Here is a 26,641-nt window from a genome sequence, read left to right as displayed (position 1 = left end):
GGTTGCTACAATCATGCAGGACATAGCTATAAGTGTAACGAAAAAGAAACGATCTTCTATTTTACTATTATTCATTATTTTTCCTTTGGTTTTTGGAATACTCTCTACAGCATTTTCTTCCAAAGGTTTCGCTGCAACGGTAAGGACAATCGAGGTCAATCAAGTAAAAGGTACTGCTTATGTGAAAAGAGGAGGAGGCCTACAGTCCTATCAAGCAACAGAGGGAATGATTTTACATGAGGGAGATCACCTTATTACCACTGCGGGTTCCAATGTCGTATTACTGACAGAAGACCGTAAGGATGAGATTACCGTTAGTGAGAGTACAGAGCTATACATATCCACATTAGACAAAGTAGATGCGGCATATAAAACAAAGTTAGAGCTTTGGGCTGGTTCAGCTTATGTAAAAGTAACGAAGTTAAAAAAGGCGACAGATGAATTTATCGTAGAAACTCCATCGAGTGAGTTCAATGTGAGGGGAACTCATTTTACCCTTACAACAAATCCTCTTACCGGAGAAACAAGGATGTTTGTTAATGCCGGTGTGGTACAGGCAAACCTTCGTAAAGAGTCATCAACATCAGGAGTCAATATTTACCCCACACAACAAGTCAATTTATACCCAAATGATCCTTCTACACCACCGCAATCTAATGTTACGATTATGGATCCCGCGCAATTTGTTCAGCATGCTAGTCCGGCAATCATAGAAGCATTAATTCGTAATAATGCCCAAGCAGAACAAGAAAGGCAAGAATTTTTAGAACAACAAAAGGAACTGCTAGAGCAAGGAAATAAGGAAAGTGTTCCAGAGGGACTTGATTTATCTAACAATGATGATTTACAGCGTTTAGCAAAAAATTTAGATAACTTAACCAATACCCTCGTGAATGAGTCGGTGAAAAAGGGATTAGTTACCGAAAAGGATATTCAGGGTTTAATTAATCAAGCCAACCAACAATCTGAGAGAAAAATACAGTTAGGTCAACAAAATGATCTAGAGTTAACAGCAAAACAGCAACTGGCACAGCAAAAATTACAGGAGCTAGAGCGACAAAAACAGCAGGAACAGCAAAAGAAACAAGAGGAAAGGGAACAGCAACAACAGCAATTGACTAACGTTATCAACCAAATAAAGGAAGCGATGCAACAACTTGAACAACAAAATCAACAGGCTCAGGCAGAAAAACAAAAGCAAGCAGTAGAAAAATATCTTGAAACGCTAACCGATGAAGAGAAAGAGAGGTTTTTAAAAGATAGAGAAAAAATTAATAATAAAACGCCTGTACCATCACCAATAAATGAGAACGATAATTCGGGTGGAGGAAATCAGGAACCAGGTGGCCATGTAAATCCGGTAGTAATTGAATCCATTTCCCCTATTACAACCATCGTAAATTGGAAAGAAGAGTACACGCTTCCTTCTATTGTAATAGCAGAAATGAGTAACGGAACTACAAGAGAGGTAAACGTTTCTTGGAATGAAACCAATGTCGATACGACAATGACAGGAGTATATACGTTTCGTGGTACAGTTGCAGGCTTCTCTGGTGAAGTAATATTATCGCTTATAGTGGAAGTGCCTCTCGACACAGCCGTTCCTCTTGAACCTAATCAGCCGATTCGATTTACAGGTGGAATTATACTAGAACCTGATGAAACGGTAGATGGTCAAGAAATCATCATGCGTGGAACAGAAGAACTACCTAATGATAATGGGTTGATACTCTTAGGTAATTTGTACTGGTTTGAGGTAGCTAGTGGTGACGTATTTGATTTGCCGGTCAAATTGTCTCTTCCAATTCAAGGAGGAACTGATCTAGAAAATGTCGGCATTTATCTGAAAAACTTTGATACACCAAATTGGGAAAGTGCTTTTTTTACTACCGATGCGGGGAACGGAAGAATTCACGCGGAGGTATCTTTGTTTAATAGATACTTTGGAGTGTTTGAGGCTAAGACACCTCAGATTCAAATGTCCCCTACTGAACAATCAAACAATCATCTAATGGAATTTATAGCGGAGTTTGATCTGCCTGTAGAACTAACAGAAGAAGCGGATACACTTATGGATCAGATAGAAATCCGAAATTCAAAGAATGAAGAATTTTTGCATTTTGAGACCGTATTTCTTCAGACACAGGAAACAAATGAAGATAGCGGTATATTCAAAATACAATTATATTCTGTTCAACCTTCTGAGGAGTATACAATAACGATCCCAGCTAATATGGTTAAAAGTCTTCACGGTGTCCCGAATGAAGCGTACACTTATAGCTTTGTAACTGAGGAAGTAACTTATTAAGGATGTAAAGGAAACAGCAGCTGATTGATATACATTTTCGTTGGTTCCATATTTGTCTTTAATGGAGCACATTTGCTTAAAAAAGGAGTAGGCTATGAGATATAAAAAAGTGGGCATGCTGGCCCTTGCCTCGATTATGACATTCATAGGCATGGGTTCTAGCTCGAGTGTTTCAGCGCAAGGACCAGCTCTAAAGGTGGAAAGTTTTGCAGGCAGCGGTAACTTTGGAGAGGAGGGGGGAGAGGCATTGTCCTCTTCTTTCCGAAGCCCCAAAAGCATATTAGTCTTAGAAGACGGGGAATTGCTTATTTCGGACTCAAAGAATCATTTAATCCGCTTAATTGAGGATGGACAAGTTTCCAATTATGCTGGGAATACACTGATCCAGGATGAAGCGGGACTACCTGCTGGAACTTGGTTCGACGGGGGAATAGAGGAGGCGGTATTTAATCAGCCGAATGGTCTTGCGTTGGATCACGAAGGTAACATATATATTGCAGATACACAAAACCATAGCATTCGTCGTATTTCTCCATCTGGTGAAGTAACTACCATGGCAGGTAAAGGGGTAATGGGTAACCGAGATGGTCAGGGAGAAGAGGCACAATTAAACGCTCCGTCTGATGTAGCAGTTGCTTTAGACGGAACGGTTTATGTTGCCGATACTTTGAATCATGCTATTAGGAAGATTACAAAAGACGGTTATGTAACTACATTGAATACCCCTTCTGACCGATTAGTGGAGGTCACACCAGGACAGACCTCTAGTGCAGGGGACTTCCAAGATGGTTCTTTAAGTAAGGCGAAATTCAATGAACCAACTGGTTTAGCGATTGATCCAAAAGGAAATTTATATGTGGCAGATACAGGAAATCAACGTATCCGTTACATTGATTTTGAAAAAAACACGGTGACAACTGTTGCAGGAAGTAATAGTCTCGCATATGGAGAGAAAGAGCTGTATGTAGAGGGTGGATATAAGGACGGTGCAGCAAAACAAGCCCAATTTCATTTTCCAAAGGGAATGGTCATGACAAAAGAGGGTGGATTACTTATTGCCGATAGTTTGAACCATACCGTAAGATATCTTTTTGAAGGTCAGGTAACAACACTTGCCGGAAGCGCAGGGGTACACGGGGATATCGATGGAGGTAATGAGAAAGCACTCTTACACATGCCATCGGATGTTGCAGTTAGTAAAGATGGTAAGACGATTTGGGTAGCTGACACTTATAATAATAAGATCCGTAAGATTTCTTACTTACCGACGGTGGAATGGTACGGAGTAGGTGGAGGTTATTACGTTGCCAAGTCTAGCTCCATTAAGTACGAAACACCTTCAAAAAGCAAATTAGCTGAAGTGAAAAGCGGAAAGAAAGTTAACTGGGGCAAAACACAATTAAAAAGCGGTCAAATTGGAAGGATTACGGTTTTATCCAGTACACCATTGTATAAATTAAGTAAGGATGGTAAAGAATTCATAGTCCAAACTCGTACATTGAACGCTGGTGAGGAGTTTAGGGTTTATAATTTTAGATAGGGTGCCTGTTACTTCCCGTTATATTATCTTTCTCTTACTTGTTACTTAACTTGTAAACGAAGCCTAAAGTACGAAATTACCTTAAACATAAACCACTCAAAATACTACAAAAAATATAATGCCTATCACAATAACCTGTGGTAGGTATTTTAATTATCTTTTAAAGAAGGTCGCTGTGTGAAACATTATTATTCGGGGAGTGACAGGCACGTTCTGAGCTTTTCAATTTTTTCATTAATCAAGTTTGCGAATCTTTCATCCTGTTGCAAGTTAAAAATAAATTTAGCTTTTTCTAGTAGTTGTAATGCAGTAGAGTAGTTGTTTTTTAGTTCATGGTTATAGCCTCGATGATAGTAAAGCTCTCCCAGTAGATACATACTTTCCTGTTTCACACACCAGCCAATTCCTTCTATACAATATCGATCTGACTCTTCGTAGCTTTTTAACCTTGTTAACACTCGAGCGATATTATAAAAAAAACGTGTTGGAATGGAAGTATCATTTAGATAGGGAATTTGCCAAATATATTTAAGACCATTTTCAAAAGTAGTAAGAGCATCACGAAGGTCATGTTCCTCAGTATAAATCACTCCAATGGAAAGGACGATTTCTAGTTCCCTCTCAGAGTAGAACTTTTCAGTGGTTTGGGTCAGGGAGATGGCTTCCTGAAGAATCTCAACAGCTTTTACAGCATTTCTGTGAATGGCATGTTCATAGATGCCTTTATGCCACAGCAAAACCTGATAATTTCTTTTGTTTTGGAAAAAGAGCGGGTTTGTCTGCTCCATATCAACAATCTCTTTCATCTCATTATATTTCATGTTTTTTCTAGCGTTATTAAGCTGTTTACTCACTTCTTGAACATAATCAAGTCGTGGTGTTAATCCTATATCAAAGAAGTAGTTAACATCAACACCAAGCCGTTGTGAAATAAGGTAGAGAGTAGAAGCATAAGGATATACATCACCGTTTTCAATTTTACTAATTTGAGCTTGTGTACAGATTCCATTGGCTAACTCCCCTTGAGAAAGACCAAGTACTTTTCTTAATTCTTTTATCTTTTTTCCAATCAAAGTGAAATCCATTATTTGTCCTCCTGAAAGTGACATGGGTCACATCAGTCACCTGTCCAGTGCTGTAGATTGAAGTCCAGGAGATGATGTACTGTCCCCTTCCAGCACCAAAATCTTCTTATTGTATGTTTTTGTTTCTGACGTTTCTTCGGACATTGATAATGGGACGAGTGGGACCAGCTCCCGAGTCCCATACATGGTTTGCCTTGTATTTTAAACATCTCTGTATAAAATATCAAATCCACAAATCACAGCATCCCGTGGACGGGTCTGGTGTACCCCTACAACTAGATTGATTATTGCCCAATTCGTATAATTACCCTATGGATTAAAAGGAGAGAAATTGAACTGGTTCCTCTTTAACCAAAAAAGAGACCAGGCCCTCTTTACACTGTAGGTTGGGCCTGGTCCTTAAACATGTATTGTTCTTGAATGAGTTCGATAAACGGTTCGACCAGCTCTTGATCAAACTGCTGTCCTGCACATTTTCTTAGTTCCTCAATTCCCTCTGAGAATGTTTTTGTTTTTTGGTAAGGGCGTTCTGTTGTCATGGCATCGAAGGAATCAATGATACACAATACTCTCGCTAGCTTCGGTATGTTTTCTCCTTTTAAGCCATATGGATACCCTTTCCCATCGTATCGTTCGTGATGAAGCTCAACTAATGGGACCAGTTCTTCCAGTTGTTTATTCGTGGAGATAATTTCTTTTCCCCAGATCACATGCTTTTTCATCATTTCCCATTCATGAGGTTCGAGCTTGCCTGTTTTATTCAAAACATCTCGAGGAATTTCCAGCTTTCCAATATCATGAATGAGTGCCCCTAATGTTAGAATCTTTCTTTCATGTTCATTTAGGTTAAGCTTCCTCGCAAAGTCTACTGAATATTGGAATACTCGCTTACTATGTCGGTATGTATATACATCCTTGGATAGAAAGATTTTTAATTGTTGTTCCGCATCTTCAAATTGCTTTTCATACGAATGATTTTCATCTGAAGCTTCCTCAAACTTCTGCTCGTTATAAAGCTCTACTAAATTTTTACCTTGGGATTTAGAGTAGTACATGGCCTGGTCGGACTTGTTTAATAATTCAGTACCATTGTAGGTTCCTTTTTCATATTGAGCAATTCCGGCAGAAAAAGAGAGACATCCATAAGGAAGTGCATGAGTTCCTTTAAAATGTGTATCATTCGTAATCTTTCTTAATTGATTCACAAACCCTAAAGCAGCTTTCGCGGTTGTTCCTGGCATTAAGATGGCAAACTCCTCACCACCGTACCTGGCAACAGAATACTGATTTTTATGTGTATGATTCTCTAAAAGCTTCCCAAAGTCTCTTAATAGCTGATCACCTTGTATATGACCGTACAAATCATTGTACTTTTTAAAATCGTCTATATCTAACAAAGCAACACTTAGAGGATGATCTGTTTCTTTTGATAACCTTAACTCTTTTTCTAGCAGTTCCTTAAAGTAACCATGGTTATTTAAACCTGTTAAGTAATCTTTGTTTGCTTTATTTGATATCGCCTGAAACAGCCTAAAATTCTGGTTGAAGGCAACAGATAATAGAACGGCAATACTGACAAACAAAAATAACCCGAAAATTCCTTTATCCTCAATTAAGGATCCAAGTACCATTGAAAGAAGAAGGGTACTCGAATAACTTACAAGAAATGCCTTATCTTTTATAATGCCTACAAAATTACTCGAAAAGCTACTTTCTTCTAACAGAAGGAAATAAAAACTGATTAAGATTGTATTACTTAAGAAATAAGCACTTAACGATAATAGGTAAGGAAGTAGTTCGGTTATGTGAATGGAACCAATTTCACCACTGGAGTAAATAAATGTAAAGTAGGAAACAACAATCATTAACGTATAAATGGAAAAATTAAAGACATGTTTCCACCAGATGACTTTTCGATGGTATGCGGCATATATAATACTATTTGAAATTAGGACCGCTAACGTAAGGTCTAAGCCGAAAAGGTAAAGACACGCCAAATATACAGCGGAATCCATTGATAATGAATTTCCTTCTGGCGGAATGAGGATAGTATAGTGGTTAAGAAGTAAAATGGCACCAACAAAGCAATATAGGAGCACCATTTCGTGTGAAGCAGTAAATTTGAATTGATATAATAATAGAAATGTAACGATTCCTACTATCGAAACAATTAGTAAATATAAGTTTGATGGTTTTCTTAGAATTTGCATATTCTTCACTCACATTTATAAAAAGATGAAAGGAAAAAGGGCCTACAAAGTTCCTTCTTCCTCTTTGTAATTTTAGACTAGTTTCATACCTGAAGTAAGAGCCACAATAACAGAACCGATGATAATAGCGTTGTATAAAATACTAGTTAATTTAATGCCTTCAGCTTTTTGTTCTTTTTTCATTTGGTTTCACCTCCTTCTAATTGGAGGTGTGCGTCTAGTTTATCCACGTTACGATGATGTAACATTAAATGTTGTATAAAAACAAAAGCCCCTATGTTCATTATGACATCTCCGATGCTTATGATCTGTGTCCTTGGATAAGGATCGGATAATGGGATGATGTCACCTAAAAAGCCCAGTTTTGTAGCTTCTGTTAGTAAAGCATGCTTAGCATATAATTCATGTTTTAATATATCTAAATACCCAGGCTCTAGGATAGAGGCTGCTTCAAGTGAAACAGGCATTCTCCCTCCATTTACAGCCATAACTATGAAGTTTAAAAATACACCAATAAGTATGATTATAAATCCAGGGTTGTCTCGATTCAAGAACAAAAACAACATTCCTATGATGTAAACCCCAATATATATGTAACCGCTAGTTGTTCCGAGGAAGCTGACTTTATTCTGAAGCGTAAAAACAATCATCTGGAATAAGAGTAGTAGAGGGAAAATCCATCCCCACTTTAAGTGTAATTTTGCTAACCCTCTTAAATTTCCCTTGCGTAAAAAACCAACAATAAATGAAGCGATGATTCCGTCAAATACCATATTATATCCACCTATAAATTATTTTAGGAAACTCTATCAATATAATAAAAGGACAACTGTAATTATCATAAATTTCTTACAATAAAAATACAACAATATTTAGATAATTTACCAAATGAAGGATAGTAAAACAGTATTATATACCTATATTGCTAAACCAATTGGGTAGTATTGTATAGGTAAAATAACGGAGTTTTTGGGTACTTAGGATGACTTACATTATATTTCTGAAATAATATTTTGTTACGAGGGTTAATATTTATTGAAACTGAGCTTAAAAATCTAGGATAAAATACACATTTATCTCCAGAGATATTTACTGTATTTTCTATTAATGATATAAATACCTTATAACACGTAAATCGTACGAAACGGCAAAGCCATTGAAAAGTGGTGACGCAAAGCTAAAGGGGCTAAGGTTTTTTGAAAAACTATGCCAGCCAGATTCCGAATACGATGACTCTGCGATTTATGTGACTTAATGAGGAGGGTTCCGCGTGTTTAAACACTATTACAAGTTAAAGTACTCTTGGCATTCATTAAGACAGAGATACTATGAAACGATCATAAAGGACTGTATCTCAATAGAATTACGATTGGAAATTCTTGATAAAATTAGATATCACGAAAATAGACTACATCAAACTAGTAAAACTGAATATACGCAATAATAAAAAGAGGGCATGGAGTGAAATTCCATGCCTTTTCGTATAAATTCCAAGTGAATTGCCTTGTTTCTCTTATTCTGTGATTTTAAGATCCTTTAATTTTTCCTGTGCGCCTTTTCTCCATGCCTTAACTGCGGACGGAGATACTTTTTCTAGCTTGGCAATGTCATTCAGGGAAAAGTCTGCTATGGCAGTGTAGAGTACCCATTTTTTCTGGTTAGGTGTTAGATCCTCGCATAAGGATAAGATGAGTTCAGCTTCAAGAGAAGGGGTAACTTTACTATCTTCTATTAGTTCCCAAAATTCTTCCTTAGGATAGACGTTCTGATTTTCGTGTTTATTCGTTCTTGTCATTTCGGATAAGATTTTGCCTTTTATATAGGTATAAGCATAGCTAGTAAAACTTCCTTTTTCGTGATCAAACCTAGCACTTGCTTCCCAAAGCGCAATAAGACCTGTCTGATAGAACTCCTCAACATTTTTGTAAATATGTAAGGAGTGAATAATCTTCCATACCATTGCTTCATACTGCTCAATTAATTGTTCAAAGCTCTCCATCATTTTCCCTTTCAGGAAAGCGCGCTTACCATTTTTATTCCCGGGTAAGGCTAACATACAACTTCGGCTACTTCTCAGTCGAATCAGGAAAAGTGAAAAATTGATTAAAAAAACAACTAATTTTTGCAAAAATGAGGGGCGAAAATTCAATAATTGCATCAAATAATCGTGGTTTTTTTAATAATAGGGTGAATTTCGCTAGGGAGTGTTTTTTCTAAATGGGGGAGGGCCATCGATAACTATTTATAGAATCTCTTTTTCCTTTACTAAATTCCCCTTCAGTAGCCCTTTGATTAAACATAGGGACGGTTCTTCAGTTGGAGAAACTTTCACTATGTTTTTGTGGGTATATTTTACTATTTGGTAAACTAGTGAACCTAAATATTTTATTTTTTGGGGTTAAGAATAATACAACTATAGTCACGTGTGTTATTATCGATATATTAAGAAAATTAGTTAGATGGTGGTGTTGTTAATTGAGTATAGAGGAATATAACTTTGGTGAAGCTCTTAGCTCCTTAAGGAAAATGAAAGGAGTTTCTACTGAGGATCTTGCCGAGGGGATTTGTACTGAGGAAGATTTGATTTTATTTGAAAAAGAATTGAAGTACCCAACAATAAAACAAGTCCATGATCTAGCTAGGAAATTACATATTGACCTTAGGTACTTATATGATATGGCAACAAAGAGCCGGGATAATTATTCTGTTGCTATAATGGAAATTATCAATAGATATAAAAGGGAACGTGATTACCAAACCATTTACAATATTATTCAGAAAGAAAAAGAAAACCCTTTATTTAAAATAACCGCCTTACAACAATTTCTATTATGGCATGAGGGAATTTGTATCTATTATTTAGAGAGTAACATCGAAGCAGCAATAGATAAGTTTGACCAGGCAATCATTTTAACCAATCCTCTTCAAGAAAGTCTCACTGAAAGAGAGGTAGAAGTATTAACAAGTAAAGGGATTATCTATAAAGAAGAGGAACGATATAAAGAAGCCATTGCGGTTTTTAAAGATGCATTAACAAATATAGAAAATCTACCTTACTTGATCGACAAAAGAGTGCTTCTAAAAGTGTTATTTGGATTAACGCAAGTTTTGACAGAAGAAGGACAATATGCGGAATCTTTGACCTATAGTATGAAAGGGCTCAATTTATGTTTACATGATGAGCAACTATTCTTACTTGCGGAATTTCATTATCAAACAGGTGAAAATTACATAAAACTAGGGAATAAAGAGGAAGGGAAGCAATATATAGAGAAGTCAATAGAAATCCTTCTCCTTGAGAAAAATGAAAAATTTGCAACCCTTTTCAAAAAAGAATTAGATAAACTATTAATAGAATGTTAAAATAATCCATATAAAACAAGAAAGGTAGAGTGTTATTATGAAAAAAATAATAGCTGCAAGCCTATTAACCCTAACATTAGTTGGAGCTACAGGGATTCCTTCTCAGCATGGAACAGAACTATCAGGTATTCCTTCACAACACAGTATTAAACAGGAATATGAATTAGCAGGTATTCCATCACAACATAGCATAGAAGAAGTTTACTTATTTGGAATTCCTTCACAACACTAAAAAGTATAGAGGAAACAACAGGACGGTTTTTCTGATTGTAAGAAGAACCGTCTTTCTTGTCATTTTCTGAGTATAGTTTTTGATTGTAACATCCCTTCGTTAACTAAACAGTAGATATAACCTCATCTCTTAATCTCGTTAGACTGTTATCTCCCTTTTTTAAAAGACCTATCAAGACCAAAGCTTAACTCCATATCTCTCTAAATGATTCTCTACTTATTAGTGTTTGTTGTATTGGGGCTGTTTACGGTAATGGCTCAAACGAGGCATAAAAAGACATTTAAGCGGGTTAGATGAGGTACATTTAAGGTTTACGGGTGGACGAACGCCACTATTAACGGATGATACATTGAAACGGTTGGAGGGGCTATTGGTATTATGGCATATCTAGCCGTTCTATCGTTTAAGCAGAAGGTGTTTAGCATAACCCCTAAGAACTTGTTGACCCTGTTAGAATACTTTTCTTCGAGGGTTGTTCCAAACCTTTATATAAGTATGTCCTTCTACGCATTTAAAAATTTTGATCCCTACTAATTTAAGTGGTGTAAAGATTTCCTTCATATGAATTAATGGCATAATCAACATCCCTTCCAAAATATTACTTATCTTAATTATAACTTAATAATGAACGTATTTACTTGAAATGTTCTCGATAAATTACGACAGGGGAACGTCAATTTTCGAGTGAATGTGTGATAGATTAGGTTAGCAATTTTATATTTTTTCAATAAAAAGAGACTTGTTTAAAAGACAAATTGTTACGATTTGGATTACTATGAGAGAAGATGAGTAAAAATGTGAATCTCGGGAGAGTTAATGTTGGGAAAGAATGGTCTACATATATTGGAGGTTAAAGCGTTGTTTAAAAAACATATAGAGAAATACCTAGGCACATTTTTTGCCTTCATATTACTAGGAGGAGCTTCTATTCAATTTTGGAATTTTTCTTTTATAGATATGCCCTTTCATGTAGGTATTATTAATAAGGATCGAACAGCTACCATCTTATTTGGTATCACTGCAGGAGTGCTCTCCCTGGTAGGTCTTTTATCTATCTTTATATCTTTGAGTTTTCAACATCGTTTAGAGAAAACGAGAGAATTATACTGGGACATGGTTAACCTTCCATTTGAAGGAATTAATACAGAGAATACGATTAAGAGGATGACGCAGCATATCCGACAATTTCGTAAAATTAGAGGCGGAACAGACTTATTCACCCATATTGTGACAAAAGTAAGTTTATTTACAATCCTCTTTGTATGCTTAATTTGGTCCGTTTATGTAGGTTTGGTTGTAGAGCTCGGTTTAGAAGGGTTTTTAATCATTATCTCCACTATTTTAGCCATAATCATATTATTATACTTTTTTAATATTCTTAGACAAATTAGTCATATTGATAGAATCAGTGATTTACCTAAGTTATCAAATATGTTAGACGCACATAAAGAAGAAGATCTCCTTGCTACACAGTTTTTACCGATGTCCACACACCTAGCCTTTATAGGCTACTTCCCAGAACTTGAGGGACAGGCATACCAAACATCTCCTACTAACATGTTGAAAGGTAACTACTATTCTGAGGGACAAACTCTAACGTTATTTATTGAGATCCCTGTAAATCATATAAATGTTAGAATCATTAGGTTGGTAAAACAAGGAAGGAGAAAAGAATTATATAATGGAGGAATCCATCTAACAAGAACAATCATTAACTTTGAAGAAAGTCAGTTCAATGGTTTTGTAAAAGAATGGGAACAACATGGGAAAGGGCTTGCGGTACATCTCCCTGTAAAACCAGATTGGCTATCTAAAGAAGATAAGGGTTATGAAATTGCCTTAATGTTTTCTGCGTTTGATCTCCCTTCTTATATAGTAGAACTAGAATATAAAAAGACTAAAGAAGATAGTCTTATGTTAGTAAAAAGAAGTATTATCCCTGTTAATGAAGAAGGGGAATTGGAAGAGAAAATCTAGGTGAGCCATGTAGAATTGTTCATAAAGAGGTAAGAGAAATTATAAGAAGATAAAGAGGGGACTCACATGATTACGGAACAGCTATTATCAGAAAGATTTGAGGTAAGTTTTAATCAAATACATGACGCATTAAAGAAAATAGTGAAGATTAGAGATGACCGTTTTTCCGTGCTAGTAAAGGTTGGTGCGAAGCATCACCAAGCAATTGAAACGTATAAAAGTGACCTTGAGCAATATGCAAAGTTAAGGAATGCAATTGTTCATGATAAGGTTGATATTGGATATTACATAGCGGAACCAAACATTAAAGTGGTAGAACATATTGAAAAAATTGCAAGGGTACTTAACGGACCTAATTATGCGACATCTATTGCAACAAAAGAAGTTATTTTCTATAACTATGAAGATAGTATCTTAAAGGTCATTCAGGGTATTAAAGAGCATTCTTACTCGCAATACCCAATCTATCGAAACAAGGAGTGTATTGGGCTCCTCACGACAGGAGCAATTGTCAAATGGATGGCTATTAATGTAGCAGAGAATATAGTCAAGCTTGATTGTATAAAGGTTTCAGATATTTTAGAGTACGAAGTAGAGCATCCAATTGCATTTGTTCCAAAATCAATTAATATCTTTGAAGTTGAAGAAATATTTGAAAATGCACATAAGGATAAAAAAGAATTAGAAGCAGTCATAATTACGGAAAACGGAAAAAAACATGAAGCTCCACTAGGGTTAATTACTGCATGGGATCTTATAGAAATAGATTATACAGTTGAGTAGAAGTTTTAATATACTTGAAGGTTCTAATTTTTGGTGTGAGTTTTTTAAAAAATAACACTTGGTTTTTGTTGTATATAAGGGGGCTAGGTACTTCTTTCCCCTTCCTAGCCCCTCGATTCACAACAACTATTAAATATTTCATAAACCGTATTCTAAAGGATTCCGTAAAAATTGTCGCTTTTTAAGGGAAAAAATATTTAGAAAATTATGTATCTTTTCGCAAAGTGACAAGTTTTGCAACATGTTAATAGTAAAATATCCCTGTGAACTACTAATTATAATATTAGACAGTAAAAGGCAAACTCATTGAAAAGTGAGGACGCAAAACCACAGGTCTAAGGTAAGGGGTACTAGGATGGCTGGGTTGCCTGGAATACGAAAAGTATTTTAGGGGGAGAATAATGAGAAAAGTGAACGAAAAGCTTGACTCGGAGTGGATCCAACTGATTAAGGAAGCAAAAACAATGGGCATTGACATGAATGAGATTAGAGAATTCCTGGAGAAAAGGGGTGACGTGGAATTTTCCAATTCTTCATATGAATGTCGTGCAGTGATTTAGCCATCTAAGAAAACATATAAATGTAATTAAAGTAAGGAGAGCATTTGCTCTCCTGTTTTTAATAGATTTTTTACGATATCTCTTTTTGGCTTTTCTCGATGAAGCTTATTCTTTATGCTTCATTCAATTTCCAGAAATAGAGGTGAAGATAATGTGGAAGCCTTATCAATATTTTGTAATTGTGCTTGTGTTCTAGGATTAAGTCACTAGTGCAATTAAAAATCTTTAAGTTGATTGACTACTCGGGATAGTCTTTCTTGTTTTTTTGCATTATAGGTTTGGCGAAACTCTTGTGCTTCATTTAGGCTATGACCATTTATCTCTAAATCATACTCGAGCTGTTGATAGATAATATTAAAAGTTCTATCAGCATTTTGTTCCATTAGATTTGCAACCTCTTGATACTTCGCAATTAGGTCACCTTTAGGCAACTTGTTACTAACAAACTCTGCTTTTGCCTCTACTACCAGCTGATCAACTTTACTCGTTTCTTGAACTTCTAATTCTGTAAAGAGAGCGTTATATTTAGCTTTAATCTCGTCTACGCTTTTAGGCTTATCCTCTTCTGTTGAACTTGATTCGCTACTATTGCTAGTATTAGTAGATCCAGATTGTGTTGAATTTTGTTTAGTTGAACCATCTTGATTTTTGGTAGAAACAGTACTATCTCCTGCCTCTTCGCCACTTTCATCGTTTACTTGGGCTTCAGCATCTTCATTTTTCGATGAACTTGAGAAATTTGCGCTACTACTATCATTTGTCTGTTTTTTCGTTGGATTATTTATTACTTCCTCTGCTTTTTTTACAGTCGTTTCTACTTTTTTGTTCCATGTATAGTTGCCAATAAAAATTACTACTATGACTAATATTATTATACTGAAAAGTCCAAGCCGCTTCATTTTAATCCTCTTTTCTTCCAATGTAAATTAATGTTACCACGTATTTTTTAGTCCTGTCATTACTAGATTACAAGATTCAACAAAATTGTATGTGAAAATCAGCAGATAATATTAAAATACGACAAAAATGGTAAATTTTTTAAAAAATATTGTGTAAAAAGACCTAAGATGGTAATATTTATCTATGTATGTTTGTGTTATACAAATAATATTTTTATATAATTATTTGCCATTATTAAACAAAAGGAGTGTCAAAATGACTAAGAAAAAACGTATTCTTACTAAAACTGTAATGGCTGCTGCTGTTGCATCATCTGTGTTTGCTGTATCAAACTCTGCAGATGCGGCATCTGTAACAGAAGCAGAAAAAGCGGTTGTAAAAGCTGAAAAACTTGCTGGTGCGTTAAAATGGGAAGTTTCAATCGAGCACCGTAAGAATGTATATCCTAACAACCTAGTAGGATATCCAAATATGAAATTACATAATGATACAAAGAAAGCTTTAGCAGATGCTACAAAACTTGTATCTACATTAAAAGGTAAAGAAAAAGAAGTTCTACAAGCTAGATTAGACGCTAACGTTTCTACATACTTAAAACGTTCAGTTGCTTACATTGATGCTGTATCTTCAGGATTGAAAATTCAAAAGAAATACGTTGAGCTTAAAGCTAAGTTTGACAAAGGTCAAATGGATGATCAAACGGAAAAATTATACCATGAAGTTTCATGGGAAATTAAGAAGAATTCATTTATGCTTGACCGTGTATATGGTGTAACAACTCGTGAAGAGTTTAGAGATTTCTATAAAGAAACAGCTGAGGACCTTCAGAAGGAACTATTATATCCAGTTTCTATCAAAATGCAAATTGATCGTGCTGCAAAAGCGTTAAAAGATAATAATGTGGACCAAGCAGCTGGTTATTTAGGAAACGTTGAATACTTAGTAAATGAAGCTGCAAACAACGGTGCTGATGTTTCAGACAAGTTATTCGTAAGTGCTATGTCTAAACTTGACGCTGCTGAAGAAGCTTTTGAGAAAAAGGGAACTCTTTACTTTGCAAATTCTAAAACTGAGACGACTGAATTTGGCCCTGAAACAGGTAGTGAAACAGTTGAGAAATCAGTTTACATTTATGCTGGAAAAGACGAACATATCAAGTTACAGAACTTTTCTATCAATGGAAACTTAGTAGTACTAGGATCACCTGCTGGTGCTGGAACAGTCTCTCTTGAAAATATTAAAGTGAATAAAGTAAATAACGTAGGCGGAAACATTATCGTAGAAGACATCGCTGACCACAGCTTATACCTAAAAGGTGTTGAAGCGGACAGCGTCGTTGTAAATGATGCTAACGGATCTAACCTAGTTGCAGAATCTGGTGTTAAAGTTAAGAGCTTAGTAGTTTCTGAAAAAGCAGGAGCTAAAGGTGCTGTTAACCTAGAATCAAAAGTAAGTGGAGCATTCGAATCTATCACAATCGCTGCTAAAGGTTCAGAGAAATCTGAAGGAGTAAACTTAAAAGGTGACCTGTCTACAACTGCCGTAACCGTTACAGGTGAAAATGCAAAAATCGCTGTAGCTGAAGGTGCAACTGTTAAAGAAATTAAGTTAAACGCTGTTGCTAATGTAGCGGTTGCTAAGGGATCTACAGTAAAAGAAATTAAGAAGGATCCATCTGTTAAAGGTGAAGTAAAAGTAGATAACAAAGGTACAGTTGAGAAAGCTGAAGAAGGTATTGAAGTTGGTGGAAATGCACCTGTAGTTGTAGCACCGCCGGCAGCACCGGCACCTGGCACGGGAACTGGTGGGGGAGCAATAGTAACTCCTGTACTGGATACAATTACTACTGGTCTTGTTGGAGAAGTATTAACAGATTATCACAATGGTACGTATGAATTGGATTTGAGTGATGTAGAGGACAGTGATATATTCGAACGTATTCAAATTACTTCTTCACCTTCATCTAGTGTGTCTCTAAAAGTCAACTCACTAACTGCAAGAGGTGCTAGTGATTGGATTGACTCGCCAATTCAATTTACAGGAACAAATATTACTACAAGAGACCTTTTTGGTAGCCTAGATACTGGTGCACCAGGTATTAAAATGGAAAATATGCGTGCAGTGTTCGCTGGAACTCCAATAGTATTAACTGGTGTACTAGTACATTCAAGTGGAGGTCAAACTTCTGAAATCACTGTTACTATTAACCTTGGAGTGGGACAAGCAGCCGTTACAACTTTTACTAACACATTTGGAACTATAACTAAAGTTGGCAACGATAAAATTACGGTGGCGATAAACTCAGGCCAGGGGTCTACGACTATTGGTACAATTGAAAATTCGACCAATGTTGATTTTTCCCAATTACTAATTTCATTTAACTCGGATGCTACTCCTGATGATGCTAGTAGTTTAGAACAAGCCATTAGAAATAGATTTGCAAATAAATTACTGGAAAATATAACTCTAGGGGAATTGAAGGGGAAATCCTTTAGTGCAAATGGGTTTGAGATAGAGTTCTTAAACTAATGTAGTTATTAAAAAAGTGGTGCCAAATAGGTACCACTTTTTATGTGTAAAGAATGTAATCAAGATAATGCTGTTGCTGTTTTAAACTTTTTAATGTAAATAAACAATTACAAGTCGATATTAGAAATAACAACAACAGAAGAAGGAGTGCGCATATGAAAAGAATCATAAAGTTGATACTATTGTTAACGATATTAATAGGTAGTACTGGTTTTACATTTCCAAATCATAGTCTAGCAGAAACAAACAAAGTCCCTATCGCTGGCTCATCCATCCTAACCGCCAAACAATTAGGCGATTACGTCCTACTACATAACCCTGAACCAAAACTGATAGGAATTGATATTTACAGATTAGCAGATTTATTTCTATCAATTGGCAGAATGGAAAATATCCGTGGGGATATCGCCTTTGCTCAATCAATCCATGAGACAGGCTTCTTTAATTATGGTAATGATGTCTTACCAGAGCAGAACAACTACTCAGGGATTGGTGCAGTTGGTGGAGGGGCACAGGGTGCGTACTTTAAAACTCCTGAAGAAGGGGTAAGAGCGCAAATTCAGCATTTAAAGGCCTATGCCAATACGGACCCATTAGTTACAGAATTAATTGATCCGAGATTTAACTATGTTAAGAGAGGAACTGCTCCTTACTGGACAGACCTTAATGGAAAATGGGCAGTTCCAGGTAATTACTATGGGGAGCTAATCCTAGGTATCTATGAAAAAATGAAACTAATTCAGTTGTCAATTCCAAATGTCGATAGTACTATCACTCATGATTTACCAATGGCATCCTTATACTTAAAATACGATCGCCCACTAATGGCACCGGATGGAAAAGTCGCTAAGGTACTTAAAAAAGGATACACCTATCGTATCTATGGAACATTGGGAAATAACTATAATTTAGGTGGATCCTATGTTGTAGTGGCTGATAGTAGCAAAATGAATCTCTATATTGGGAGACTGTACATTCCAGATAATAATAGTGTTCTCTCAAAGCCCGATGGCAAAAAACACCGTAATTTAAAAGTAGGGGAGACTATAAAAGTTTATAGTTTTGACGATCAGGCTTACTATGTTGGTGGTGGCTACTATATTAATAAAAATCAAAAACTGTCCTTTTATAAAGGGATGGTTACAATAAATGATGATACACCACTTTATAACTCAAACGGTGAGGTTGTTCGAACCCTTACAAAAAACCAGCAGTTTAGAGTCTATAATATAAAAGGAAAGAAATTAGAAGTGGGTGGCGGCTTATACATACTTTCTGACAAAAACAAGAATAGCTACCTAAACCTATAATGAATATAAAGGTCTACCTGGCTTTACTTGGGTAGACTTTTATTATGGTAAAAATTGGTCACAGAATAGTAAAAAAATATTCTAATAGAATGTATCTATTAATGGTACGATTAATCTATCATAATTTGGTTACTTAGGAGGATTTATGAAACAACTCAGATTTACTTTTATTGTTCTACTGCTATCATTTTTCTATTTTTCTTTCAGTGGTAAACAGGCAGAAGCAGCCGTAGTAAACCCAAACCAAGTGTATACATATGAAAAGATGGAGCAAGATATTATGAATCTTGCAAACACATATCCAGATCTAGTTACGTATAAGGTAATAGGTCAAAGTGAATATGGGCGAAATATCTATGCCGTATCTCTAGGGAAAGGTCATGCGAATGTTTTTATAAACGGCTCACACCATGGTCGAGAATGGTTAACGACTACGCTTAATATGTATATGATTGATCAATATGCTGCAGCATACGAATCTGGAACAAAGATTAGTGGCTATGATGCTAGAAGTATATTAGACAAAACGACTATTTGGTTTGTCCCGATGGTTAACCCAGATGGTGTAACATTACAACAATACGGTTTAAAAGCATTCCCATCTTCTGTTCATCAAGATTTAATAAAGATGAATGATGGAAGCAAAGACTTTAAGCGTTGGAAGGCAAATGCCAAAGGAGTCGACTTAAACCGACAATATAATGCTGATTGGGCGAATATAAAATATAATCCAGGTAAGCCTTATTATAAAAACTATAAAGGTACTAAACCACATAGTGCGCTTGAGGTTATTGCTGTTCTAAATTTTGTTAATGAAATTGATCCTGAGGCTACAGTAGCCTATCATTCAACTGGAGAAATCCTGTACTGGAATTTTCACCAAACAGGAAGTTGGTATAATCGTGATCACAATTACGCGAAAAAAATAGGTGAGATGACAGGCTATCGTTTAGTCTATCCAGGCCCGAATCCTTCCGGTGGTGGGTTTACAGATTGGTTTATTATTCAATATAAAAGACCAGGATTTACTCCAGAAATTTCAAGGTATTATAAAGAAACCAGCCCGCCTCTTTCTGAGTTTCCACGAGCATGGACAAAGAACCAAGCAGTAGGTCTTTATATAGCAGATCTAGGTTACCAGTTAAATCAAGCACGGATGGGAACGATTAAAAAAGAAGCTGATAATAAAATAGCTCAGGCTATCACGAAATCCAAAGGATTACGATTCTATTACTCTGGTAATATAAAGAGTGCTGCAGATTTAGTAGTTGATGCAAAATTTGCAAAGGCCTACCAAGAGGCTAACAAAAGTATTGCAGCAGCAGAAAAGCAGATTAAAGCACTACCCGAAAAAGAACGAGCTATCTTTACTACTAAGTTAAATGAAGCTTATTCTTATAAAAATAGTGCTGCTGTATTTATAGACACAGTAAAAATCGGGCAGACATTATTATTAAAGAAACAGTCCTTAGATGGAACCGTAAATAACGGAATTCTTAATGATGATACCGTAAAGTCCTACCACGACTTATCCTATCAGATTAAGAAATCAGAGATTTTCATTAATAAAATGTACGGATCTCACGTAAGACCATTAACAGCTAATCAATATGTGTTGCCTGCTAAAATAACGAAAGAAACCATTATTTATGAAATTTCTAGATATATGGTTACAAAAGAGATTCAAGTGCTATTACAAGAAGGAACACTTGAAGAAATTCCTGCGAAATTTGAAAAGTTAGAGAAACTTGAACAGCAATCAATAGGAATAAAAGAACTAGGAAATAAGCTGCACCCAGGGAAATATCCAGATCTACCAAAATTTGAAGAGACGCTTCAATCCATGAAAGAGGAAGTTCTAAAACAGTACTCTGAACTTCAACCAGTAGTTGAAGAAGTAGAAGACAGTACAGAAGAGAGTACAGAACCAACCCCAACAGAAGAAGAGCAATCACAGAATTCAGATCAAGTTGAAAGTAACGAGACACTTTAATACACTAATATGGAGAGCTGGCTTCGGATTCGAAGCCAGCTTTTTCTATAGTTGAATAAGATCGTCTTGTACATTTGGCCCCCTGTCCTTCTCCCCGCTTGTATTATGTCGAATAACCTAAAAACAACACTTATGGAAATCCTTGCTATTAATTTACACAAGTACTACCATAGAATAGTAGACTAAAAGATTAAAGGAGGATGAGAATGAGTAAAAAATGGTTAAAAAAGTCCTGTGCAATTGTTGCAGGTGTAGGGCTATTTACTAGCAGCTTCATCTCGCCTGCATCAGCTCAAATTAATATTAAGGACACACCAGCTGTTTCAGCAATTAAAGTTACTCAGAAGGATCTACAGGAAAGACTTGATCAAACGAAGAGATCTGCTGTAAGTGAGGACACGCTTGTTATCAGATATAAGCGACCTTTAAGTACTTCTCAGCACCGTCAAGCAGGAGGTAGTATTCTTCAGCAGTTTTCGGATTTAAATTATGTAGTTGTTAAGGTCAATGGCAAAGAAAAATTGAATAATATTATTGAAAAGTATAAGAAATTTGACCAGGTTGTTTCAGTTCATCCTTCTGTCTTTTATAAACCGTTAAGTCTAGAAGATCCAAAGGCAAAAGATCAGTATCAAAATAGTCTCTTACAGCTCGAAAAAGCACAGAAATTAGCTGGTAATCATAGTGTTACCGTTGCGGTAGTTGACCAGGGAGTTGACATGGATCATCCGGATTTAAAAAATCGCCTACTTCCAAGTTTCAATACTGTAAACCCGATGAATCAGGGTACACCTGATTACCATGGTACGCATGTTGCAGGTATTGTTGCAGCAAACAAAGGGAATGGGATTGGCGGTTATGGTGTAAATCCAAATGCGAAAATTCTACCGATAGATGTATTTGATAGAGGCTGGGGTGCAACAGATTACGCGATTGCACAAGGTATTCTACTTGCTGTAGAAAAGGGTGCAAATATTATTAATATGAGCCTTGGTGGACCGATGAAGTCTCCGTTGATAGAAGCGGCTATCGATAATGCATTGGAGAAGAATGTTGTGGTTATCGCTTCAGCAGGTAACACTGGAGACGATTCCCTGAGCTATCCAGCGGCCTACGAAGGTGTTATTAGTGTTGGGGCAGTGAATAGTGAAAAGAAACTAGCTAGCTTTTCAACTTACGGAACATCCGTTGATGTGGTTGCTCCAGGGGAAGAGATTTATGCGCCAATCTATGAGTATGAAAAGAAATCAAGCTTCCAAAAGATGAGTGGTACTTCAATGTCAGCTCCAATGGTATCGGGACTCGCATCATTGCTTTTATCTAAGTACCCCAACTTAACTCCTCTTCAAGTTGAGTACATATTAGAGCATACGGCAGAGGATTTGGGCGATAAAGGGTTTGATACGACTTTTGGAAATGGCATGATTGACCCAATTAAGGCCCTGCAATTTAATATTAATGACTTACCAGAACTAACGACTAAAGAGTGGAATAAAGAGGAGATCTTCAGCAGAGCTGAAAAAATCTCTTTAGAAAAAGAATTAAGTATAAAGGGAAGTGTTACAAAGCCATTTGAGGAGAAATGGTATAAAACGGAAGTAACAAAAGGCGAGAATATTCAGTTTGTTTTAGACGGCGCTGAACAGTTTGATTTTAAGCTACTGCTTCATCTGTCATCTCCTGATGGAGAAGTGGAGCTAGACCTAAATAAAGTGAGAGAAGGAGCGAAGGAAGGGAAATTGTTTGAAGTTCCTTTTACTGGTGAACTTGCAGTAGGAGTGAAAGAAGTAAACGGTAGCTATGATGACTCTGCTAGAAATCTTTCTAAGTATGAGTTATCCGTGAGCAAGGTTTCTGAGCTTCCTAAGGATGAGTCTAGTATAGAGGCTCCTATTTCAATTGATCTTCCATATGATAAAAAAGAAGCAACTTTAATTGGAGAAGACGGGGATGATGATTTCTACCGTTTTTCAGTTGAAGAAGAGCAAGTAGTTAAGATTGACTTATCAGGACTGCCTGGAGTTGATACTAGTATTGGTGTTTACATGGGAGATCAATTTGCACTTCCAGAGGATATGCCAGAGGAAGAAAGAAAAGTGATGTTGGAAGAGTTTTTCGAGGGCGAATATCCCATGGATCCAATGTATCATGCTAATAAGGCCGGAAAGAGCGAGGGAGAGAGTCTAGTCTTTACAGCAATGCCAGGTATGGAGTACTATATTAGAATTTCCAATAAAATGTTGGGATACTTTGGTATGTATGACTTCATTATGAATTTCGGATTAATGGACGAAGAACAAGTGCCGGAATCCTCTTTAGAAACCTATAAATTAGAAGTTGTAGGGAAATCGATTGGTGAAGATGAAGACATGTTCCCGTATTTTCTAGAAGAAAAATTCACAGAGGAAACTCAGCTTGAAAAGCAGATGGAATCTATGGCAAAAGGTGTACAGGAAGAAGAGGTTGATTTTACTCAACTATTAAAAGATGGTGCTCTTCCATATGAAATTGGCAGCGTGGGAACAGGAAGTCTTCAAAGGTTTGAAGATGAGGACTGGTTTGGCGTTACTCCAACAGAGACAGGAATTTATGAATTCTCCTTGTTAAATAAAAACTCTACTAACCCAATGATGGAGATTTATCAAATTAGGGAGGATGAACTGACAGGCCGAAACTATTTAGAGCACATTGGTTCCAATGTCAGCTATAACTGGATTGATGTGAATCTTAGTGACTCATTGTATACAGGCTTAAAGAAAGACAAAACTTATTACATTAAATTTAATACAAACTATTATACTGGTGATATTTCCTTTGAACCTTATGAGTTTACTTCTAAGTTGATTGTAAAGGATCCTCAAGATAAACAAGAGGATGACGATGACTTAGAGAACATTAAGAATCTAGTGGGTTCAGTAGTAGAAGGTAACTTCTCAATGCCACATGACCAGGACATTTCTTATTTTGAATCTAAATCTACTCAAGTGTATGGGGTAACATTGGAACAACAGGAAGTTGATTTAAGCTGGAAATCAAAATATCCAAAAGAGCTAGTTAACTCGTTCTACGGCATGATAATGATCGTCGAGGATGTTAATAAAAATCGTAAACTTGATGAACGAGAGTTCAATAAGATTCAAGTGATTGATAAAGCACAGTCCTTCGGTTTAACCTATGGTTCTTTCAAAGCGGAAAAGAATAAGAATTACATTTTATTAACAACTGCATTTGTAGATGGTCCAGTACCATTATCACTATTACCTTACAAATTAACAGTTGCTCCTGTTCAGCAAAATGATGAAGATGCAAAATCTGTTGTAACAGGAAATGTACCATCTAAACCGTTAACTCTGAAAAAAGTAAATAACAAGAAGCTAGAAGCTACTGGTTATTTAAATGCAGGTGTTCCTTACGGAGATGAAGATTGGTTCGAACTAAAGATAGACAAAGATTCAAAAGGAAAAATTACGTTAAATACGGGTGTAGAAGTAGATGGTATAATTACGTTGTATAAGAATGGAAAAGAATTAACAACAGCTGATTACTATGCAGCTGGTGATAACGAGGTTCTTTATTTCAATCTTAAAAAAGGAACATATCATTTTAAAGTAAGAGATATGTTTGGACATACAACTCTCAAGGCTTATAAAATACAAGTTGATTTTAACTAGGTTCGTAGAACAAAATAAGATCAGTCCAATAGACGGACTGATCTTATTTGTTATCTCTTCATTTCATACTTCCATAGATCTGCTTCATTTCGGAAATACAAATCTCCATTTTTATCAATAGCGAGATCTTTTGCTCCTTCTGCCTTTAAAATCTTTACTTCTAAGCTTTCTGGGTCCGCACTGAAAAGAACGCCCTCTACTGTACCATATAGTAGGTTGTTAGGACCAAAAAGAAGTGTAGAATTTTTAAATCTTCCAGAAATAGCCGGAACAATCTCATTTTGATTTGTTTCTTGTGTCATAACATTGTAGCTAAATAGTTTCCCATCAGCCATACCGTAAAGTAATTCGCCATTTTGATGAATTAAAGAGTTTATCATGGTTGCCTTAATAGGTAAGGCAATGATTTCTTTTTCAAGAGGGTTATCGGCCTTGAATTTAAATAAAGTAGCTCCCTCTTCTGACCGAACATGATTCGCAAACACAGACGTTCCACCATACACATAGTCGGATAGATAAGAAAGAGAAATAATGCTTTGATTTTCAATATAATTTTCGTAACTTTGAACTTCTTTCGTACTTGGATCGTAAATCGATAATAATCCTCCACCCGTACTTGTTTCCGGATATGTTCCAATAACTAACTTGTTGAGTTCATCAATCCCCAATAAAGCAGTTGGGCGTTCTTGTCCTAAATCTTTATATCTAGTAATCTCTTTAAACTTAGCTTCGGATATTGGCAAATTAAGATCATATTCTAATAATCGAGCTTTAGGGTAAGCACCCAAATAAAGTTTGTTATTTAGGTAGGACATAGATTCAATTTGACTAACATCTTTAATAGGGGTTGTTTTACCAGTATGGATATCGTAAATTCCAATCCCGCCGGACATATATCCATTAATTAAGATCTGTTCTTTAGAAGGACTAGTAAACAATGTGTATAAAGTGACTGGTAGTTCTGTTAAGTCGGCTTGATTAAAAGAAAAGTGACCAGTACTTAAGTTATATGTAAAATACTCTCCTGCATTGCTAGTAAGTCCCACTAGAGTCGCACCAGGGTTATCTTCTGTGTTCATTTCTACAAAGTCTAAGCTAATGACTTCTTGACCAATATTGGGTATTTCAACCTTAATTTTGTCCCCGGATTTATAATGATAAGCAAATAGCTGACCCTCGTATGTATAATAGACAACATCCTGGTCTGGTGATTTTGGAGATACAGTTTTCGATGTAACATCAATCTCATCTAGAAGTTCTAATGTTTTTTTGTTCATAACGATTACTTTGTTACTAGGGTCTAAACGCGCAAATAAATAATCTCCTACAATCTGAATATCTGAAACATATTTTTCGAATCGGTACTCCCATGGCAGGAAGCGGTCACGCATTTTTGTTCTTATATCATATCGAATAAGCTCTGCTTTTGAACCGACACCCATAAATATACTCTCTAATTCTTCATCATACAGGACACTTTTAGCAAACTCTTTTCCCTTAATTACTTGACCGTAATCTTTTTGTTCACCAGTTTCTGGAATATAAGAGAATACCGTTCCGTTGTAGGCAGTTGAACCATATATTCTATCTCCTCCCACTTCAAGGTCAAGAATAGCTGTATCACGATTATGATGTAATCGGTTGCCGAAGTCTGTTAACTCTTTTGTCACTGGATCATACTTATAAAGATTCCCTGATGAAGTTCCACCAATCCATACATTTTGGTGAGAGTCCACATCAATTCCCCAAGCGCTAGTAGAGTTTTCTAATGTTATTGTATCCTCCGTTTCACCCGTGACTAGATTTACGATGGATAGTGCTGATGGAGTTCCGTGTTGAAGGATATACATATAAGGAACATCTTCAGGAGATTTTCCATATGCAGCTGTTAGGGCAGTCCCATGAAATACTTGGGGCCCAACCTTGTGGAATTCCCCTAAATTTTCCACCTCTAGATCAGGTTTATTTTTCTCTTCCTCAACAGGTGTTTGGCTATCATCCAGTTCAATGGTTTCTATCTCAACCGGATTCTCGTCTCCTAATACGTTAAGAGGAGAAAAAAGTTGCGTTGTAAGAACGACTGGGATTGCCAGGTTCAAATATTTTTTCTTAAAATCAAAGCTCATTCTAATGCCTCGTTTACATTTATTTTACATATCATCCATAAATACACATAAACA

17 protein-coding genes and 2 riboswitches are annotated in these 26,641 nt (G+C 36.1%); of the genes, 11 read left to right on the top strand and 6 right to left on the bottom strand.

The annotated features are described in order from the left end of the window. Positions 1–13: 13 nt before the first annotated feature. Together ACFYKX_RS14090 and ACFYKX_RS14085 are read left to right on the top strand one after the other, a co-directional pair. Positions 14–2,308 (top strand): Ig-like domain-containing protein, encoded by a 2,295-nt coding sequence (locus tag ACFYKX_RS14090; protein WP_389361701.1) that lies wholly within the window; start codon positions 14–16, stop codon positions 2,306–2,308. A 94-nt stretch (positions 2,309–2,402) separates the two neighbouring features. Continuing rightward, the gene (locus ACFYKX_RS14085) at positions 2,403–3,848 is read left to right on the top strand and encodes an NHL domain-containing protein (RefSeq protein ID WP_389361700.1); all 1,446 of its coding nucleotides are present in this window, start codon (positions 2,403–2,405) and stop codon (positions 3,846–3,848) included. 188 nt (positions 3,849–4,036) lie between these two features. On the opposite strand, the gene ACFYKX_RS14080 is transcribed toward ACFYKX_RS14085, so the two are convergent. The 4 genes from ACFYKX_RS14080 to ACFYKX_RS14065 form a co-directional block, all read right to left on the bottom strand. Beyond that, positions 4,037–4,933, bottom strand: a complete 897-nt coding sequence (locus ACFYKX_RS14080) for a helix-turn-helix domain-containing protein (protein ID WP_389361699.1) — start codon at positions 4,931–4,933, stop codon at positions 4,037–4,039. Positions 4,934–5,307: 374 nt separating this feature from the next. Then, positions 5,308–7,143, bottom strand: coding sequence for a bifunctional diguanylate cyclase/phosphohydrolase (locus ACFYKX_RS14075; RefSeq protein ID WP_389361698.1), 1,836 nt, complete (start codon positions 7,141–7,143; stop codon positions 5,308–5,310). A gap of 179 nt (positions 7,144–7,322) precedes the next feature. Continuing rightward, on the bottom strand, positions 7,323–7,916 hold the full coding sequence (locus tag ACFYKX_RS14070) for a DUF5317 domain-containing protein (protein WP_389361697.1): 594 nt from the start codon (positions 7,914–7,916) through the stop codon (positions 7,323–7,325). A 363-nt stretch (positions 7,917–8,279) separates the two neighbouring features. Continuing rightward, positions 8,280–8,368, top strand: a riboswitch (cyclic di-GMP riboswitch). A 288-nt stretch (positions 8,369–8,656) separates the two neighbouring features. Then, positions 8,657–9,145 carry a sigma-70 family RNA polymerase sigma factor gene (locus tag ACFYKX_RS14065; RefSeq protein WP_389361696.1) on the bottom strand — a complete coding sequence of 163 codons (489 nt, stop codon included), beginning with the start codon at positions 9,143–9,145 and terminating at the stop codon, positions 8,657–8,659. Positions 9,146–9,618: 473 nt separating this feature from the next. Between ACFYKX_RS14065 and ACFYKX_RS14060 the strand changes: the two genes are divergently transcribed. The 5 genes from ACFYKX_RS14060 (at position 9,619) to ACFYKX_RS14040 (ending at position 14,058) form a co-directional block, all read left to right on the top strand. Further along, positions 9,619–10,506: a helix-turn-helix domain-containing protein gene (locus tag ACFYKX_RS14060; RefSeq protein WP_389361695.1), complete on the top strand. Its 888-nt coding sequence runs from the start codon at positions 9,619–9,621 to the stop codon at positions 10,504–10,506. A 37-nt stretch (positions 10,507–10,543) separates the two neighbouring features. Next, a complete protein-coding gene (locus ACFYKX_RS14055; protein ID WP_389361694.1) occupies positions 10,544–10,738 on the top strand; it encodes a hypothetical protein in 195 nt (64 codons plus the stop codon). Positions 10,739–11,596: 858 nt separating this feature from the next. Further along, positions 11,597–12,715: a hypothetical protein gene (locus tag ACFYKX_RS14050; protein WP_389361693.1), complete on the top strand. Its 1,119-nt coding sequence runs from the start codon at positions 11,597–11,599 to the stop codon at positions 12,713–12,715. Between the two features lie 66 nt (positions 12,716–12,781). After that, positions 12,782–13,498: a CBS domain-containing protein gene (locus ACFYKX_RS14045; RefSeq protein ID WP_389361692.1), complete on the top strand. Its 717-nt coding sequence runs from the start codon at positions 12,782–12,784 to the stop codon at positions 13,496–13,498. Positions 13,499–13,784: 286 nt separating this feature from the next. Beyond that, a riboswitch (cyclic di-GMP riboswitch) is annotated at positions 13,785–13,870 on the top strand. A gap of 29 nt (positions 13,871–13,899) precedes the next feature. After that, positions 13,900–14,058 carry an anti-repressor SinI family protein gene (locus tag ACFYKX_RS14040; RefSeq protein ID WP_389361691.1) on the top strand — a complete coding sequence of 53 codons (159 nt, stop codon included), beginning with the start codon at positions 13,900–13,902 and terminating at the stop codon, positions 14,056–14,058. Positions 14,059–14,273: 215 nt separating this feature from the next. On the opposite strand, the gene ACFYKX_RS14035 is transcribed toward ACFYKX_RS14040, so the two are convergent. Further along, a complete protein-coding gene (locus tag ACFYKX_RS14035; protein ID WP_389361690.1) occupies positions 14,274–14,957 on the bottom strand; it encodes a hypothetical protein in 684 nt (227 codons plus the stop codon). Between the two features lie 256 nt (positions 14,958–15,213). Here ACFYKX_RS14035 and ACFYKX_RS14030 point away from each other — a divergent pair, with 256 nt between their 5' ends. The 4 genes from ACFYKX_RS14030 (at position 15,214) to ACFYKX_RS14015 (ending at position 24,461) form a co-directional block, all read left to right on the top strand. Next, positions 15,214–17,487 (top strand): hypothetical protein, encoded by a 2,274-nt coding sequence (locus tag ACFYKX_RS14030; RefSeq protein ID WP_389361689.1) that lies wholly within the window; start codon positions 15,214–15,216, stop codon positions 17,485–17,487. 155 nt (positions 17,488–17,642) lie between these two features. Then, entirely contained in the window at positions 17,643–18,797 is a 1,155-nt protein-coding gene (locus ACFYKX_RS14025) for a glucosaminidase domain-containing protein (protein WP_389361688.1), read from the top strand. 145 nt (positions 18,798–18,942) lie between these two features. Continuing rightward, on the top strand, positions 18,943–20,790 hold the full coding sequence (locus ACFYKX_RS14020) for a M14 family zinc carboxypeptidase (RefSeq protein ID WP_389361687.1): 1,848 nt from the start codon (positions 18,943–18,945) through the stop codon (positions 20,788–20,790). 206 nt (positions 20,791–20,996) lie between these two features. Continuing rightward, positions 20,997–24,461 carry a S8 family peptidase gene (locus tag ACFYKX_RS14015; protein WP_389361686.1) on the top strand — a complete coding sequence of 1,155 codons (3,465 nt, stop codon included), beginning with the start codon at positions 20,997–20,999 and terminating at the stop codon, positions 24,459–24,461. A gap of 50 nt (positions 24,462–24,511) precedes the next feature. On the opposite strand, the gene ACFYKX_RS14010 is transcribed toward ACFYKX_RS14015, so the two are convergent. Next, entirely contained in the window at positions 24,512–26,587 is a 2,076-nt protein-coding gene (locus ACFYKX_RS14010) for a WD40 repeat domain-containing protein (RefSeq protein WP_389361685.1), read from the bottom strand. Between the last annotated feature and the right edge of the window lie 54 nt (positions 26,588–26,641).

Origin of the sequence: Cytobacillus spartinae (genome assembly GCF_042865285.1) — a bacterium.
In the GTDB taxonomy this organism is placed as follows: Bacteria; Bacillota; Bacilli; order Bacillales; family Cytobacillaceae; genus Robertmurraya_A; species Robertmurraya_A spartinae.
The sequence above is the reverse complement of the archived record's forward strand: the minus strand, read 5'-3'. Positions and strand labels throughout refer to the sequence as shown.